Here is a 16113-nt window from a genome sequence, read left to right as displayed (position 1 = left end):
TTTTCGGTTAGCTTTTTTTAGATTGTTACTTTTCTCAGACTCGACTAAAGGTATTTAGTCGTAAATTTAACGTTATGAAGAAAGCGGTAAAACACAACGGATTCATCTTTAAGCGATACGAAGAGCCCTTTCAGACCCCATTCGATAAGCTTTTTGAGCTATTCAAAGAACTTATTACCCACACCTCAGGTGACTTTGAGGAAGCAATAGACTGGTTGCGCCAACTGGACAAGGAGTTTAAGCTAACCACCCCAGCATACACGGTCGATGATTTTATCGAAGATCTAAAAAACAAAGGTTACATTGTGGAGCGTCTAGACTTCCGTGGTGGAGGAGGAGTAGATCTCACCTCAAAACTGGAGAAAGCACTACGGCAAAATGCACTGAACCAAATCTTCGGTAAAATGCGTAAGGGCAAGTCTGGAAATCATAAAACCAATTATGCGGGAAGGAGCGATGAGAATACCGGAGACTTTCGAAGTTACCAATATGGGGATAGTCTAGAAAAAATATCGGTCACAGAGAGCTTAAAAAACGCACAGATTAATCATGGAATAGGCGATTTCAGTTTGTCCGAAAATGATCTTGTGGTGGAGGATACCCAATTTAAATCACAAATGAGTACCGTCCTGATGATTGATATCAGTCATAGCATGATCCTATATGGAGAAGATCGGATTACACCCGCTAAGAAAGTAGCGATGGCTTTGTCCGAACTGATTCTTACACAATACCCTAAAGATTCGTTGGATGTGATCGTTTTCGGGAACGACGCTTGGCCTATAGCCATTAAAGATCTCCCTTATCTCCAAGTTGGTCCGTTTCACACCAATACCGTAGCCGGCTTGCAGTTAGCCATGGATATATTAAGACGGAAGCGGCATGCGAACAAGCAGATATTTATGATTACGGACGGAAAACCAAGTTGCCTGAATATGCCCGACGGTACCTATTACAAGAATCCAATGGGGCTAGATCCGTTTATTACCAATAAATGTTACCGAGTAGCAGCTCAGGCCAGAAAACTAGGGATACCGATCACCACATTTATGATTACCTCAGATCCCTATTTACAGGAATTTGTCGATGAGTTTACCGCTTCTAATCGCGGCAAAGCTTATTACACAGGGCTGGGAGATCTGGGTGAAATGATCTTTGAAGATTACGAAAATAACCGAAAAAAGCGGATACGTTAAGTTTTATGCCATTAAAAAGATAGCATACGAAAAATTGAATAACGAAACATGGATTATACGAGTATAAAAACTTTTGGAGAATTGAAAAATAGGGGTTATGCGCCCCGGACAATAAAAGAAGAGCTACGTCAAAATTTGATCGCGAAAATAGGTAAGGGAGAAACGGTTTTTGAGGGCGTCCACGGATATGAAGATTCGGTCATCCCCGAATTACAAAGAGCAATTTTGTCCAAACACAATATTAACTTATTAGGACTTCGCGGCCAAGCGAAGACTCGATTGGCACGTCTTATGGTGAGGTTGTTGGATGAGTACGTTCCTGTCGTAGCTGGCTCTGAAATCAATGATGATCCTTATAATCCAATCTCTCGCTATGCGATAGAGCTGCTGAAGGAGCAGGGAGACGATACACCGATCAGCTGGCTTCATCGCGATGAGCGCTTCGCAGAAAAACTGGCCACACCGGATGTCACCGTTGCAGATTTGATCGGTGATGTGGATCCAATTAAAGCAGCGAATTTACGATTAAGCTACGCGGACGATCGCGTCATTCATTTCGGCATGATTCCACGTGCGAATCGGTCGATATTTGTGATTAACGAACTACCAGATCTCCAAGCAAGGATTCAGGTCGCCCTATTCAATATCTTGCAAGAAGGTGACATACAGATCCGGGGATTCAAACTACGCTTGCCCTTAGATGTGCAATTTGTGTTCACGGCTAATCCAGAAGATTACACTAATCGAGGAAGTATCGTGACGCCGTTGAAGGATCGTATCGGATCACAAATTTTAACGCATTATCCGACTTCTATAGCCGTAGCCAAGGCAATTACCGCGCAGGAAGCGCAAGTGGAAATTACCCAAAAAGAACATATTTACGTTCCCGAACTAGCGCGTGAAATTGTGGAGCAAATTAGTTTTTCAGCACGGGAAAGCGAATATATCGATGCAAAAAGTGGGGTCAGTGCACGCATGGGTATTACGGCATTTCAAAACTTACTAAGTACGGCAGAACTGCGGATGTTGCGTAGCGGCGACACGGGCACGGCGGTCCGATTGAGTGATTTTATGGGAATTATACCCGCAATTACCGGAAAAGTGGAGTTACTGTACGAAGGTGAACAGGAAGGAGCGGCATCCGTGGCGATACAACTCATTGAAGATGCAATAAAGACTATTTTTCCAACATTGTTTCCCGAAATAGAAAAGTTGGAAAAAGAAAATATACGCTATCCTTATGATGACATCGTGCGTTGGTTTCTAGAGTCGGACGGTATCGAACTACCCAACGAATTATCGGAAGCAGCATACCAGGAGGCCCTAGCGCAGGTGGAGCCTGTTCGTACGGTGATAGATACATACCGTCCAGACACTAAGCCGGAAGATATTCCTTTTCTTAGCGAATTTTTACTTTGGGGACTAGCCCTGCACAATAAATTAAGCAAGTACCGCGTGCGTAATAGTATACAGATTCAAGACAATATCCAAGGATATTTGCGAAATAATATCTGAAACATTTATATTTAATTCAAATTCTCATTTGTAGGTTTTTTTAAGCCGGCTATCGTTTTTGAACTAAAGACAAGGGCCTGAATAATTACCGCGATTATAATCAAAATAATCAGTTCCAGATACGACAAGATGTTTGAAAAATAAGTCATGCTCAGTACTTCGTCTAGCAGGTTCTTTCCTTCTTCGACCTGTATAGATGACAAGATTTGTAGTCGCTCAGCGGCTTCCCGTGCCGCTCTTAAGGCTGCAGGACGGTTATCCGCCTTATCATTTTGGGCGATCGTTTGGCACAGCTGTTTGAACGCCTCAAAATTTGTCCTTTCGGTCGCCGTCAGCGTAGTGCCCTCATATAATACATTAAGGGCTGCCACTGCACTAAGTCGCTGTGCAAGTACGGTGGTATTTCCTGCATCCCCCTTTTCAAACGTCGCTATAATCGATTCTATTTCTTTAGATAGTTTAAGGATATATTGAGCAACCACCAATCTGTCCTCATAGATAGAGGTCACGGTCGTACTAATACGTGCGGCTATTCGTTGCTCGCGCATATTCGTCAACATGACCAGACCGATAACGGTGAACAACAAGATTGCTGCCGTCATCTTTTGTTTTATCGCAAATGTCCACATAGTCCTTATTTTAATCAAACGACGTCATACGCTAGGCTTATAACGCACGCAATTTAAGGAATTATTTAAAAAAGCACGAGCGATTTTAAAAGCGAAGACCAAATAATTGATTGATATTCAGCGAAAATGTTTTATCGCCTTGCCCACATAGGATTTCTTTTTACGGTTTCGTGGTGTATCGGACAATCTTCCGAATGGGCGCCGGGCAAATAACCAATACTCATTAAAAATTCGTTAACGATCTCACCTCCTGTAAAGCGAAAGGTTTTCTTGAATAATTTTACCCATTCTTCTTTCGTTTTCGGATGGTGATGTGTCAGCCAATTTTCGAATGAGCCAAACTCCCGTTGTAGGCCGAGAATTGTTTTGGCATTTTCGATTGCTGCATTTACTTTAAGTTTGTTCCGTATAATTCCAGGGTCAGCTAAAAGTCTTGCTTGATCCATTTCGGTATAGGCCGCAATCTTTTTAATATCAAAGTTATCATACGCCTTCCGGAAACCGTTTTCTTTTTTTAAGATTGTTTCCCAACTCAACCCCGCTTGGTTGATTTCTAATAGCAATCTACCAAAGAGCTCATTGTCGTTATGGATGGGAAAACCGTAGTGATTGTCATGATAATTTTTGTGCAATCTCTTTTTTTCTTCGGATTGCATGGCTTCTATAGCGGAACAATAACTCATTTCTTTGATTCTAAGATTTTCTGGATAAAGCCGGTTTGCACTGCAATATACAAACTTTGTGCTAAACATTTCGGTTTTTACCGATCAATGAAATCAACCAGTTTATCCTAAATCGCGGTGCAATCCGAAACAGTTTTGTACAGATCGCGTTGTTATATACATAAAGCAACAATATGAAAGTTTTAGTGATATTAGGACACCCTCGTAAGGATAGCTATTGTGCTGCGGTGGCCGCAGCCTATGTGCGCGGAGCAAAAGAAGCCGGTATGGAAGTAGCTTACCTCCAACTGTCAGATATGAATTTTGAATGGAACGTAATCGTGCCGTCTCCGCAATATCAGCATTTAGAGGATGATATCATTAAAGCGCAAGAATTAATTAAGTGGGCCGATCATCTCGCGTTTGTCTTTCCCACTTGGTGGGGCAATATGCCCGCGTTGCTAAAGGGCTTCCTTGACCGAACATTGACACCCGGATTCGCCTTTAGAGAAATCCAGCCAGATGCTTTCGATAAGTTGTTAAGTCCGCGAACAGCACAAATAATCACGACAATGGATACACCTGTGCTGGTGGATAGGTTTATGAATGGAGCCCCCGCCGTTAAAGCATTAACCAACGCTACACTCAAATTTTGTGGAGTGAGACCTGTAAGGAAGATGTTGCTGAGTCCCATTAAACATTCGACTGATGCAAAGAAACAGCAGTGGTTGATGAAGGTTTACGAAAAAGGACGAGGTCTTCAAAACGGCGTGCTGACTCCTTGGGAAAAGACTATGCGAAAAATAGCACCTTGGATACAGGCTATCCGGTTCCAGTTTTATCCCATGACTTTTTTTGCATATGGAATAGGCGCTTTGGCATTTTTGAAGTTGCACGGTGGGTTTGATTTAACCGTATTTTTGCTCGGGTATGTTTTATTGTTTCTGATGGAAGTGATTGTCGTTTTTAGCAATGACTACTATGACCGGGAAACGGATAGATTAAACCGATTCTTTAGTCCGTTCTCCGGAGGGTCTAGGGTTTTAGTAAACGGCTTGATTTCAGCGTCTGCCATTAAACGGGCTATTAAGTTACTTTTTTTTATAACTTGTGGGCTTATGATGGCCGTAGCCTTGCTATCGGCGACGGCTTTTCCTCACGTTGTTTTGATGGTTAGCATCTTATTCCTGATAGCTGTTTCCTACACGGCTCCGCCGTTAAAACTTTCTTACCATGGCTGGGGAGAAGTGGTGGTTGGTTTTACCCATAGTTTTGCGGTCATCCTTTGTGGTTTTGTGTTTCAGGGAGGAAGTATGGATACCGTTTTCCCGTGGCTATTGGGGGTGCCACTATTTCTATCGATCCTTCCTGCGATTATCATGGGAGGGGTTCCCGATTTTACGGCGGACAAGCAAGCCGGAAAGCGGACGCTGGTTGTTCGTTTGGGGAGGGAGAAAGCCGCTTATCTGGCTGCTTTTTTTGTGTCGTTGTCTATTGTATCCACTTTGCTTTTGAGCGAATCAGCTCTATTGCAGGAGATTTACGGAGATATGATCTATATCGCTGCGCTACACGCTATCTGGCTCCTCGTATTGTTGTTTAGATTTGCACGCGCTGAGAGGAAACCCGATAGAATCGACGGCATTCTCGTGGTAGCTTTATCCTATATTATGTGGTTTGCGTTGGCGCCTTTCATTAAGCTGCTATAAACTAGTCTTCCCTAGGATAGGGGTTATCGCGGATAATATTTCTTTTTCCAGCGTATTCAGCAATTTTTCTTTTACAAAATGCCGGTAGGTTATCATACCGATTTCCCGTGCAGGTTCCGGCTCGGCAAAATATTTTACGCCTGCCTTTCTTTCTGGCGTGAAAGCAAGCACGGCTAATTCTGGAATGATGGTGATACCATTGGTCATTTCTACCAAATTAACTAAAGTCTCTATACTACCGGCATCAAAAGTCAAATGTTCGCTGTCTGAATTGGTTTTTTTCAAGGAGCAAAGGTTCATGACTTGCGACCGCAAGCAATGTTCCTCTTCTAATAACCATAACTTACTCAGATCAATATCATCCGACAAGATATAATTGCTTTTTAATTTAGTCTGTGGTTCAGGGGCGAACACCAGTAAACGTTCCCTAAACAGTGGGTGGGTTTTAAACTCGTTAGTTTCTTGTTGAAGTGCGATCAAACCGACATCGATCTTGTCCTTTCGAAGGTGATCCGTGATTTGTTGCGTACGTAGCTCTTTCAACTGTAATTTTAATTTGGGATATTTTGCCGTCATACCCGGTATAAAAAGATGTAGTAAATAGGGAGCAAGTGTAGGAATGATCCCAATTCTTAATTCTCCTTGTATTTCGTCATCCGTCGTCGCATATTTTACTTCATATTGCATCTTGTCCACTGCAGATAAGATCGTCCGTGCATTTTCAATCACAATTTTACCCATTTCGGTAGGTACGATCGGGTGCTTTGAACGGTCGAAAATCGTGGTGTCTAATTCTTCTTCCAGTTTTTTTAGCATAATACTTAATGTTGCCGGTGTTACGAAACAGGCCGCTGCGGCTTTCTGAAAGTGGCGCTGTTCATCGATAGCAACCACATATTGAAGTTGTTGTATATTCATGTTAGATAAAATTTAATCAAAGGTAGAGATTTTTAGTTTTGTTTAATAATATCTTTTCAGCTCCTTTGTATCACAAGATAAGAACAAAGTTAAAAACGAAACAAGCATGGAAAATATTTCAGGAGACATCAGCAAATGCCCGTTTCATAACGGAGAAGCAAAAAAAGCGCATCAAGGAAACAAAGGTACGGCTAATCAGCATTGGTGGCCTGACCAATTAACACTGGATGTGTTGCGTCAGCATACCCCCTATGCGGCTCCCTTTAGTGGAGCATTTAATTACCGGAAAGAGTTTACTTCATTGGATTATGCAGGGTTAAAAAGTGATCTAAAAGTATTGATGACAGATTCGCAGGATTGGTGGCCCGCAGATTTCGGCCATTATGGTCCCTTGTTTGTGCGTATGGCTTGGCATAGTGCTGGCACCTATCGTATACAAGACGGTCGAGGAGGCGGAGGCCGAGGTCAGCAGCGATTTGCACCATTAAATAGCTGGCCAGACAATGTGAGTCTAGATAAGGCGCGCCGGCTACTTTGGCCGATCAAGAAAAAATACGGTAAAAAAATATCCTGGGCCGATCTAATTATTTTAGCGGGTACGGTGGCGCTAGAGGATATGGGTTTTGAAACTCTAGGTTTCGCTGGCGGTCGGGAAGATGTCTGGGAAGCAGATAAAGACGTGTACTGGGGGGATGAGAAAGAGTGGTTAGCACATCGTAATCCAGAGGAATTAGCTAATCCGCTAGCGGCAACCGAAATGGGCTTAATCTATGTGAATCCGGAAGGACCAAACCGTAACCATGATCCGTTGGATGCCGCTCGGGCAATTCGCAAAACCTTTGCCAATATGAATATGGATGACGAAGAAACGGTGGCATTGATCGGTGGTGGGCATACTTTTGGCAAAACGCACGGTGCAGCTGCGTCAGACAAACATGTAGGCGTCGATCCGGAGAGTGATGATCTAGCGTCTCAAGGTTTAGGATGGCAGAGTACATACGGGTCAGGTCATAGTGATGACACCATCACCAGTGGCTTAGAAGTAACCTGGACATATCACCCCACCCGTTGGGATAACGAATTCTTCCATATTCTATTTGCATACGAATGGGAGCTTGCGGAAGGAGAGGGTGGTGGTTTCCACTGGCGTCCGAAAGATAACGGAGGGCAAGATATGGTGCCGATGGCACATTCTGAAGCGCGCCGTGAGCCGCGGATGTTGACGACAGATATTTCCTTGCGGGTAGATCCCATATACGGCGCTATCTCTCGTCGATTCAGAGACGATCAACAAGCATTTTCAGACGCTTTTGCCCGGGCATGGTTTAAATTGACGCATCGCGACTTAGGCCCTAAATCACGTTATATAGGTCCGGAAGTTCCGCAGGAAGATTTCGTATGGCAAGATCCAGTACCAGCGATCGATTTTGAATTGATCGACGAGCAAGATATTGCCCAATTGAAAGCAGACGTATTGGCGACCGATTTATCCGTGTCACAGTTAGTATCTGTAGCTTGGGCTTCGGCCTCTACGTTCCGCGGCGGAGATAAGCGTGGCGGTGCAAACGGCGCACGTATCCGTTTAGCCCCGCAGAAGGATTGGGCTGTCAATAATCCCGCCCAGCTTGAAGATGTTCTTCGTGTGCTGGAAGGGATACAAAAAGCTTTTAATGCAGCACAAACTGGAAATAAGAAAATTTCTTTAGCGGATCTTATTGTGTTAGCCGGTAACGCCGCTGTAGAAAAAGCCGCAAAAGATGCGGGTGTTCAGGTAACGGTGCCTTTCCGTCCAGGTAGAACGGACGCAACAGCCGAGCAAACCGACGTGGATTCTTTCCAACACATGGAGCCTTATGCTGATGGATTCCGCAATTATTTAAAAGCGAAAACCACTGTTTCTACAGAATCTCTTTTGATTGATAAAGCGCAATTATTGACGCTGACTCCACCAGAGATGACGGTTTTAGTAGGAGGGATGCGCGTATTGGGCGCCAACTACAACCACTCCGCAGACGGCGTGTTCACTGATCGGGTAGGGGTGTTGAGTAACGACTTCTTCGTTCATCTCTTGGATATGCAAACTGCTTGGAAGGCTACAGATGCCAGCAAAGAACGCTATAATGGTGTGGATCGTCAATCGGGCGAAGTGAAATGGACGGCTACACGGGCGGATCTTGTTTTTGGCTCGCATTCCGAACTCCGTGCATTGGCTGAAGTTTATGCTGCCGATGATGCACAAGAAAAGATGGTAAACGACTTCGTCGCTGCCTGGGCGAAAGTAGCAGATTTAGATCGATTTGATGTCAAATCGTAACGCTTGCTGCGTCCAAAAGAAATAGCCTTACGTTATCAACTGTAAAACTCTACGTAAGGCGAAAGTAAAGCGCCCTGTAGTAAAAAAGCTGCGGGGCCTTTATTTGTTTCTAAATATCAACAAATAAACCTCTCCAGCCTGCACGTCGTTAATACGATAGTCAAATGCACGCTCTTTAAGCTCCTCAAGCAAGTATACCGGAACTCTTTTATGATGTACATATAGTGCATGATCCGCAGGTAACGTCTCCAGTTGTTCCAATATCGTCATCATAGGTTGGGGCATTTCCAGCTCCCGGACGTCAACTTCGATGCAATTTCCTTCATATTGTTTCATTACGGTAGACCAGTCGTCCGAATTATTCTTTGGCGGGGAGTACACTTCCGGCGCAGCTTGATCATCCTTATTTATTTTATAGAAAAAAGTTTCAATAGTATCGGTGTCAACAGGATTAACATAGCTTGTAAAACCTTGCTTTTCCAATAGTTTGATTAAAGGAGTCGGTTCGAAACTGTTGATGATGACCAATACTTGCCCGCTGCTGATAGATTTTACTTTCTGTTGAATAGCCTTGAGCGGATCGCTTCCTTTGGCTAATATCTCCCGTACATCAAAACGGATAAATTGATCGGGTTGCGTATGCTGAAGATAGGCCGGTTTTGGCTGCGGATCAAGATCTCCCTTCGGTGCGTCGGCTGGGGAGAGATATTCTCTTTCAAAACCCAAAGGCGTCAAAGCTGCGAAAAAGTCTGCGGGTTTGCAGCCACCTATCTTTGCTGCCATCGCTATAGTGGTTCTGCCCGCCATTAAAGTTCTCAAAATCGGGTTTCTAAGTTTTTTAAAATCCGGGCTGAGTTTAATAATCGTCTCCAATGCATCGGGATGATGCTTCAGCAAGGTAGCAATTTTTGTGCGTTCATTGACCAACATAGGCTTGGCATTTTAGTACACTCAAATATACGGAAAAGAGCCGGTAAATAACCTACGGCGTAGGTGCGTGGTTCATGATTCTTTGTGAGATAAGTAATAAATTGGTTTTTTATAGTTCTAAATATTTTTAAAAAAAGAATAATTTTATTCTTTATATACTACCGTAAATAATATCTTTGTTATCAAACGGGAGGAAATGAACTATAAACTGGTTAAGGATGTTATTGATTTAATAGCACAGTTTGAGATAGAAAATAAGCGTGCTGTCCCAGAATCGGAGCCGACTGTCGAGCATTTTAAACAATGGATCGCTACCCATAGCCAAAGTGATAATCGGTTGGATGAGCCCTTTTGGGATGGTAAAGAAAAAGGACGCAGTGCGGACAGCGTAATTAATACGCTAATTGTCCATATGAATAGGTATGCAAAAAGTTATTCCAAATCAGCGATATACGGTTCTCCTTTTTCTAGCCAGGAAGATTTTATATATCTCATTAATCTGAAAGCTTTTGGAGAAATGACAAAGATGGACCTGATAAAAAAGAATGTGCATGAGAAGCCTAGCGGTATGCAGATCATCAATCGCTTGATTGGGCAAGGATGGGTATCTCAAAAAGCTTCGGAAGATGACAAACGGAGTAAGGTGATAAGTATCAGTGAAAAAGGAATGGAGGTCTTAGCAGTGCATATGGATAAGATTCGACAAGCGACTGAAATAGTTACCGGAGATCTCACCCATCCAGAAAAAATGGAGCTTATCCGTTTGTTGCATAAATTGAATGATTATCATCAAATCATATACGAAAAAAATATAGATTCCGAGCATTTGCTGCAGGAAGCACAAAAAGAAAAGAAGATATGAAAAAGAAAATAGCCGTCATAGGTGCTGGTTTTTCGGGCTTATCTGCTTCTGCATATTTAGCAAAGTCGGGGCATGAGGTTCATGTGTTTGAAAAACATGGCCAGCCAGGGGGCCGGGCCAGACAGTTTTCGACGGATGAGGGCTATGTATTCGATATGGGGCCCAGCTGGTATTGGATGCCCGATATTATCGAAAACTTTTTTATGGATTTTGGTTATAAAGCGTCCGACTTTTTCGAATTGGTTTCCTTGAACCCGCAGTTTGAAATGATTTTTGCGGATGAAAAAATCAGCGTTCCCGAAGGTGTCGTAGAACTAAAAAATCTAGCCGAACGCCTGGAGCAAGGCGGCGGAGCACAAATGGAAAAATTTCTTCAATCCGCTAAATTTAAATACGAGGTGGGTATGCGGGATTTTGTGTATAAACCCGCTGCGCGTTGGAGCGAGTTCGTGTCCATTACGACGCTGAAAAGTGCATGGAAATTGGATCTGTTAACAAATTTCAGGACTTATGTGGCCACTTATTTCAAAACGACGAAGTTACGGACCTTAATGGAGTTTCCGGTTATTTTTTTGGGAGCTTCGCCCAAACAGATTCCCGCCTTATATAGTCTGATGAATTACGGCGGATATGCCCTCGGAACACATTATCCACAGGGCGGTTTTTATCAGTTGGTCCTCGCCATGAAGGCTGTTGCGGAAAAGCAGGGTGTACAGTTTCACTTTCATAAGAATGTTGAACGGATACATGCCAAAAAGGGAAAGGTAACCGATTTAACGATCAATGGTGCAACGTACGCTTTCGATGCGGTTGTTGCCTCTTCCGATTATCATCATACGGAAAGCCTATTAGACGACGCATACAGAAACTATACAGACGCTTATTGGGAGAGCAGGGTATTTGCTCCCTCTAGCTTGATTTATTACTTGGGTATCAACCAAACCCTGCCGAAATTAAAACATCATACACTCTTTTTTGAACATCCGTTGGATGATCATATCGATTGTATCTACCAGGAGAAGAAATGGCCGGAGAAGCCCTTGTTTTATGTATGCTGTCCTTCTAAAACTGATAAAGCAATGGCACCGATAGGCAAAGAAAATCTATTTCTCTTGATGCCTTTGGCTACGGATATTGCGGACGACGAGAGCATACGGGAAAAATATTTAACCGAAATGCTCTCCAGAATCGAAAAGCATATTGGTCTGAGTGATTTACGTTCAAAAATTGAATATAAGCGAAGTTATTGTGTTCAGGATTTTCGAACAGATTATAATGCTTACGGTGGCAATGCCTACGGTTTGGCAAATACTTTAAGCCAAACTGCTGTTTTAAAGCCGAAAATCAGCAATAAAAAATTGAAAAACTTATGGTATACCGGTCAGTTGACGGTCCCCGGTCCGGGCGTTCCACCGTCGATTATATCCGGGAAAATTGCAGCGAGGGAAATAGATAAACAAAGATAAAGCGAGGTATTATGAAACAGCTTTTTGACGAGCTTTCCTATTCGGTGAGCAAAATAACGACTGAAAAATACAGTACAAGTTTTTCGCTTGGTATCTTAGCGTTAAAACCGTCTATCCGGTCAGCAATCTACGCCATCTACGGGTATGTTAGACTGGCCGATGAAATCGTGGATAGTTTTCACGGATACGATAAAGAGAAGTTATTGAAACGCCTAAAGAAAGAGACGGAAGATGCCTTGAGCGACGGTATATCCTTGAATCCCATTTTACAATCCTTTCAGGAAACGGTGAGCCGCTATAGCATTGATCGGCGTTTGATTAACCAGTTTCTGCACAGCATGGAGATGGACTTGCAAAAGGTAGATTATAATTCGGACTTATATAAGGAGTATATTTTCGGATCGGCAGAAGTGGTCGGTTTAATGTGTCTGCAAGTTTTCACCAATGGCGACAACGAAAAATACCAAGAATTAAAGCCCTATGCCATGAAGCTAGGGTCTGCATTCCAGAAAATAAATTTTTTAAGAGATCTGAAGGACGATTACCTGGTCTTAGGTAGAACGTATTTTCCAAATATTGACATGGCGGTATTTGATAACACGGTAAAATACCAGATTGAAAAAGAAATTGAAGCAGAATTTAAGGAGGCGTTAATCGGTATCAAGAAGCTCCCGAGTTCGTCGATGTTCGGCGTTTACCTCGCCTACAAATATTACTTGTCCTTATTCCAAAAGATAAAGCGGAAATCGTCCCATGAGATATTAAGCGAACGGGTTAGGGTTCCTAACTCAGAAAAAGCATTTGTAGCTTTCAAAAGTTATCTGCGCTATAAGATGGCCAGTCTATGAAGCAACAAGAGAACAGAAACACATTTAAACCACACTAATATGAATTTTTTAATTGCATTAGGCACGTTTATACTTATGGAGGGTGCCACGTGGATCATCCATAAATACGTGATGCATGGTTTTCTATGGGTGTTGCATAAAGATCACCATGACCATAGTCATACCGGTGTACTCGAAAAAAATGATTATTTCTTTGTCATCTTTGCCATTCCTACGATCGCGCTAATGTATTTCGGCTCATTAGCAAATTTTAACTATCTATTTTACATCGGAGTAGGTATCATGGTATATGGAATGGCATATTTTTTCGTTCATGATATTTTTATCCATCAACGACTAAAATATTTTACCCATACCCAAAATCCTTATTTCCTAGCCCTTCGGCGTGCCCATAAGCAGCATCATAAACATATAGGTAAAGAAAATGGGGAATGCTTCGGATTTTTATATGTGCCGTTCAAATATTTTAAGACCTATTTTCAGTACGCCAAAAAATGATGAAATATACCTACGCATTAGTACTATTTTTAACGGTTATTATTTGTTTCATAGCATCTTTTGATCGACGCATTCGTTTTGACCGACATTTCCCTGCTTTTCTAAAAGCAGGGCTCTTAGTTGCAATACCTTTTATTACCTGGGATGTCTGGTTTACCGCCCGTGGTGTGTGGTGGTTCAATACGGATTATACCCTAGGCCTCGTTATCGCCGGCCTACCGTTAGAAGAGTGGTTGTTTTTTATCTGCATTCCTTTTTCATGCGTATTTACTTATTTCTGTTTTGATAAATTTTTTAAGCTAGATGGCTTAGCGGGCTTTAATAATATGATCGTTTTTATGAGTGTAGTGGTATGTGCAGTCGTGGCCCTGTTACATTATGATAAAATCTATACCTTGGTGACAGCGGTAAGCACGTTGGCAACGCTAATCTATCTGCATTTTATTGCCCGAGCCAGCTGGATCGGGAAAGCTTCGCTCGTGTTTACCGTGCTGATGCTCGGATTTTTCCCAGTCAATGGGGTGTTAACCGGTACGGGGTTGGAAAATCCGATCGTTAATTACAATCCCGGGGATTTTTTGGGGATACGCTTAGGAACCATACCCATCGAAGATGGGGTTTATGGTTATACACAGTTCCTTTTAGTTCTTTATTTTTTTAAACGCTTTCAAACGGTATCGCCCTACACTTCAGCATGATAAATAAGGTTTCGGTTTTTTGGTTTCGCCGGGATTTGCGTCTAAAAGATAACGTCGGCTTATATCATGCCCTGTCGGCTGGTGGTTCTGTCCTGCCTATTTTTATATTCGATAACAATATTTTGAGCAGGCTGGCTAACCAACAAGATCGGCGAGTAGATTATATCCATCAGGCACTTACGCAGCTCCAACAGCAGCTGCAAGCGGTTGGCACCTGTTTGCAGACTTTTCAGGGCGACCCAATAGAAATTTTCCAGTTGCTCGAAAGAAAATATGATTTGCAGGCGGTTTACTGCAATCGAGATTACGAACCTCAAACTATCGCACGGGATACGGCTATATATACCTATTTTAGGCAGAAAGATATTCCATTCCGCAGCTTTAAAGATCATGTAATCTTCGAAAAAGCTAACATCTTGAAAAACGACGGATCTCCTTACACCGTTTACACCCCTTATGCGAAGAAATGGAAAGAACGATTGGATGTGGCAGACTACCGCGTGTATCATCCCGATTACAGTAATTTTTTGCAACAGGAATATATCCCTATTCCGTCCTTGGAAAAAATTGGATTTGAAAAAACAGACTTGACTTTTGAGTTTCCTAAGCTAGACGAACGGATCGTCCGCGCATACGATACGTGGCGTGATTATCCGGCTAAGGAGGGTACAACGCGGCTCGGTATGGCACTTCGGTTCGGCACCATCAGTGTACGCCAATGCGTGGCCTTCGCCCTGCAGCATAGTGTCGTTTGGTTAAACGAGCTGATCTGGCGAGAGTTTTTTATACAGATCTTGTATCATTTTCCGCGGGTGGTGCAACAGTCGTTCAAAGCAAAATACGACGCAATTCCGTGGCGAAATGATGAAGAAGCATTTGAACGTTGGTGCGAAGGTAAAACCGGGTATCCCTTCGTCGATGCCGGTATGCGAGAATTGAACCAGACCGGCAATATGCATAACCGGGTACGCATGATTGCGGCTAGTTTCTTGTGTAAGCATCTATTGATAGATTGGCGTTGGGGAGAAGCGTATTTTGCGCAGAAGCTGAATGACTACGAACTAGCAGCAAATAATGGGAACTGGCAGTGGGCAGCCGGCTCAGGTTGTGATGCTGCGCCCTATTTCCGGGTATTTAATCCGACAATACAAATGAATAAATTCGATAAAGGCTTTGTTTATATTAATAAATGGCTACCGGATTGGGGTACCGCCGCGTATCCTAAGCCTATAGTCGAACATGCTTTTGCAAGAAATCGGGCTTTGGAAATGTATGGAAAAGCCTTACAAGAAACATAAACAATAACCTGTAAATTAGAACAAGATGGAACGTAATAACGTCGTACTGGTCGATGAAAAGGACAATGCACTGGCTATTATGGAGAAGCTTGCTGCACATGAACAAGGGCAGCTGCACCGTGCATTTTCTGTGTTTATCTTTAATGATAAAGGCGAGCTGTTGTTGCAGCAGCGTGCAGATCACAAATATCACGGAGGGGGGCTATGGACTAATACCTGTTGTTCGCATCCGCAATGGGAAGAGGATGTCTCTTCCGCAGCGGTAGAGCGGCTCGATTACGAAATGGGGATAAAGAGTCAGTTAAAGTTGATTTATTCGTTTATATATAAGGAGCGCGTAGAAAATAATCTTATCGAACACGAACTGGATTATGTTTTTGTGGGTTGTGCGAATGAAAACCCCGTGATCAACCCGGATGAAGTAAAAGCGTATAAGTGGGCGCAACCCGACCAAATTCTAGTAGCCATTAAAGCGCAACCCATGCGGTATACCGTCTGGTTCCGACAAGCGTTCCCGGAACTGATGAAAAAGATCAATAGTTCAGTATATTTTTAGTGCAATCGGTTTTC

General features: G+C 42.9%; 15 protein-coding genes. 11 read left to right on the top strand and 4 right to left on the bottom strand.

Annotated elements, in window-relative coordinates:
* Window positions 1-74: 74 nt before the first annotated feature.
* On the top strand, window positions 75-1196 hold the full coding sequence (locus LKO28_RS03805; protein ID WP_227693367.1) for a vWA domain-containing protein: 1122 nt from the start codon (window positions 75-77) through the stop codon (window positions 1194-1196).
* Between the two features lie 48 nt (window positions 1197-1244).
* Entirely contained in the window at window positions 1245-2711 is a 1467-nt protein-coding gene (locus LKO28_RS03800; RefSeq protein WP_227693366.1) for a sigma 54-interacting transcriptional regulator, read from the top strand.
* A gap of 11 nt (window positions 2712-2722) precedes the next feature.
* Here LKO28_RS03800 and LKO28_RS03795 read toward each other — a convergent pair whose 3' ends face one another.
* Complete coding sequence (locus LKO28_RS03795) at window positions 2723-3340, bottom strand: hypothetical protein (RefSeq protein WP_227693365.1); 618 nt, start codon at window positions 3338-3340, stop codon at window positions 2723-2725.
* A gap of 131 nt (window positions 3341-3471) precedes the next feature.
* Window positions 3472-4023: a DNA-3-methyladenine glycosylase I gene (locus LKO28_RS03790; protein WP_227693364.1), complete on the bottom strand. Its 552-nt coding sequence runs from the start codon at window positions 4021-4023 to the stop codon at window positions 3472-3474.
* 173 nt (window positions 4024-4196) lie between these two features.
* Between LKO28_RS03790 and LKO28_RS03785 the strand changes: the two genes are divergently transcribed.
* On the top strand, window positions 4197-5711 hold the full coding sequence (locus LKO28_RS03785) for an NAD(P)H-dependent oxidoreductase (protein ID WP_227693363.1): 1515 nt from the start codon (window positions 4197-4199) through the stop codon (window positions 5709-5711).
* Here LKO28_RS03785 and LKO28_RS03780 read toward each other — a convergent pair.
* Window positions 5706-6629 carry a hydrogen peroxide-inducible genes activator gene (locus LKO28_RS03780; RefSeq protein WP_227693362.1) on the bottom strand — a complete coding sequence of 308 codons (924 nt, stop codon included), beginning with the start codon at window positions 6627-6629 and terminating at the stop codon, window positions 5706-5708. The genes LKO28_RS03785 and LKO28_RS03780 overlap by 6 nt on opposite strands.
* Window positions 6630-6735: 106 nt before the next feature.
* Between LKO28_RS03780 and katG the strand changes: the two genes are divergently transcribed.
* Window positions 6736-8943: a catalase/peroxidase HPI gene (katG, locus tag LKO28_RS03775; RefSeq protein ID WP_227693361.1), complete on the top strand. Its 2208-nt coding sequence runs from the start codon at window positions 6736-6738 to the stop codon at window positions 8941-8943.
* Between the two features lie 99 nt (window positions 8944-9042).
* On the opposite strand, the gene LKO28_RS03770 is transcribed toward katG, so the two are convergent.
* Window positions 9043-9873 (bottom strand): DUF2249 domain-containing protein, encoded by an 831-nt coding sequence (locus LKO28_RS03770; RefSeq protein WP_227693360.1) that lies wholly within the window; start codon window positions 9871-9873, stop codon window positions 9043-9045.
* A 196-nt stretch (window positions 9874-10069) separates the two neighbouring features.
* Between LKO28_RS03770 and LKO28_RS03765 the strand changes: the two genes are divergently transcribed.
* Genes LKO28_RS03765 through idi form a run of 7 tightly spaced genes read left to right on the top strand, consistent with a single transcriptional unit; the run spans window position 10070 to window position 16099 of the window.
* Window positions 10070-10735, top strand: a complete 666-nt coding sequence (locus LKO28_RS03765) for a MarR family winged helix-turn-helix transcriptional regulator (protein ID WP_227693359.1) — start codon at window positions 10070-10072, stop codon at window positions 10733-10735.
* Entirely contained in the window at window positions 10732-12201 is a 1470-nt protein-coding gene (locus tag LKO28_RS03760; RefSeq protein WP_227693358.1) for a phytoene desaturase family protein, read from the top strand. The genes LKO28_RS03765 and LKO28_RS03760 overlap by 4 nt, the downstream gene beginning before the upstream one ends.
* A gap of 11 nt (window positions 12202-12212) precedes the next feature.
* Window positions 12213-13049: a phytoene/squalene synthase family protein gene (locus tag LKO28_RS03755; protein ID WP_227693357.1), complete on the top strand. Its 837-nt coding sequence runs from the start codon at window positions 12213-12215 to the stop codon at window positions 13047-13049.
* A 39-nt stretch (window positions 13050-13088) separates the two neighbouring features.
* Window positions 13089-13547: a sterol desaturase family protein gene (locus LKO28_RS03750; RefSeq protein WP_227693356.1), complete on the top strand. Its 459-nt coding sequence runs from the start codon at window positions 13089-13091 to the stop codon at window positions 13545-13547.
* Window positions 13544-14245 carry a lycopene cyclase domain-containing protein gene (locus tag LKO28_RS03745; protein ID WP_227693355.1) on the top strand — a complete coding sequence of 234 codons (702 nt, stop codon included), beginning with the start codon at window positions 13544-13546 and terminating at the stop codon, window positions 14243-14245. The genes LKO28_RS03750 and LKO28_RS03745 overlap by 4 nt, the downstream gene beginning before the upstream one ends.
* Window positions 14242-15543: a cryptochrome/photolyase family protein gene (locus tag LKO28_RS03740; RefSeq protein ID WP_227693354.1), complete on the top strand. Its 1302-nt coding sequence runs from the start codon at window positions 14242-14244 to the stop codon at window positions 15541-15543. Before LKO28_RS03745 ends, LKO28_RS03740 begins: the two co-directional genes overlap by 4 nt.
* A 25-nt stretch (window positions 15544-15568) precedes the next feature.
* The gene (idi, locus tag LKO28_RS03735) at window positions 15569-16099 is read left to right on the top strand and encodes an isopentenyl-diphosphate Delta-isomerase (protein ID WP_227693353.1); all 531 of its coding nucleotides are present in this window, start codon (window positions 15569-15571) and stop codon (window positions 16097-16099) included.
* Window positions 16100-16113: the final 14 nt, after the last annotated feature.

Origin of the sequence: Sphingobacterium sp. FBM7-1, from assembly GCF_020687765.1 — a bacterium.
In the GTDB taxonomy this organism is placed as follows: domain Bacteria; phylum Bacteroidota; class Bacteroidia; order Sphingobacteriales; family Sphingobacteriaceae; genus Sphingobacterium.
Note: the sequence above shows the minus strand (reverse complement) of the source record. Positions and strands in the feature narration are given on the sequence as shown.

Excerpts from the sequence above, each read along its gene's own strand:
- LKO28_RS03805 (WP_227693367.1), top strand. The coding sequence starts at position 75 with ATGAAGAAAGCGGTAAAACACAACGGATTCATCTTTAAGCGATACGAA.
- LKO28_RS03800 (WP_227693366.1), top strand. The coding sequence starts at position 1,245 with ATGGATTATACGAGTATAAAAACTTTTGGAGAATTGAAAAATAGGGGT.
- LKO28_RS03795 (WP_227693365.1), bottom strand. The coding sequence starts at position 3,340 with ATGTGGACATTTGCGATAAAACAAAAGATGACGGCAGCAATCTTGTTG.
- LKO28_RS03790 (WP_227693364.1), bottom strand. The coding sequence starts at position 4,023 with ATGAGTTATTGTTCCGCTATAGAAGCCATGCAATCCGAAGAAAAAAAG.
- LKO28_RS03785 (WP_227693363.1), top strand. The coding sequence starts at position 4,197 with ATGAAAGTTTTAGTGATATTAGGACACCCTCGTAAGGATAGCTATTGT.
- LKO28_RS03780 (WP_227693362.1), bottom strand. The coding sequence starts at position 6,629 with ATGAATATACAACAACTTCAATATGTGGTTGCTATCGATGAACAGCGC.
- katG (WP_227693361.1), top strand. The coding sequence starts at position 6,736 with ATGGAAAATATTTCAGGAGACATCAGCAAATGCCCGTTTCATAACGGA.
- LKO28_RS03770 (WP_227693360.1), bottom strand. The coding sequence starts at position 9,873 with ATGTTGGTCAATGAACGCACAAAAATTGCTACCTTGCTGAAGCATCAT.
- LKO28_RS03765 (WP_227693359.1), top strand. The coding sequence starts at position 10,070 with ATGAACTATAAACTGGTTAAGGATGTTATTGATTTAATAGCACAGTTT.
- LKO28_RS03760 (WP_227693358.1), top strand. The coding sequence starts at position 10,732 with ATGAAAAAGAAAATAGCCGTCATAGGTGCTGGTTTTTCGGGCTTATCT.
- LKO28_RS03755 (WP_227693357.1), top strand. The coding sequence starts at position 12,213 with ATGAAACAGCTTTTTGACGAGCTTTCCTATTCGGTGAGCAAAATAACG.
- LKO28_RS03750 (WP_227693356.1), top strand. The coding sequence starts at position 13,089 with ATGAATTTTTTAATTGCATTAGGCACGTTTATACTTATGGAGGGTGCC.
- LKO28_RS03745 (WP_227693355.1), top strand. The coding sequence starts at position 13,544 with ATGATGAAATATACCTACGCATTAGTACTATTTTTAACGGTTATTATT.
- LKO28_RS03740 (WP_227693354.1), top strand. The coding sequence starts at position 14,242 with ATGATAAATAAGGTTTCGGTTTTTTGGTTTCGCCGGGATTTGCGTCTA.
- idi (WP_227693353.1), top strand. The coding sequence starts at position 15,569 with ATGGAACGTAATAACGTCGTACTGGTCGATGAAAAGGACAATGCACTG.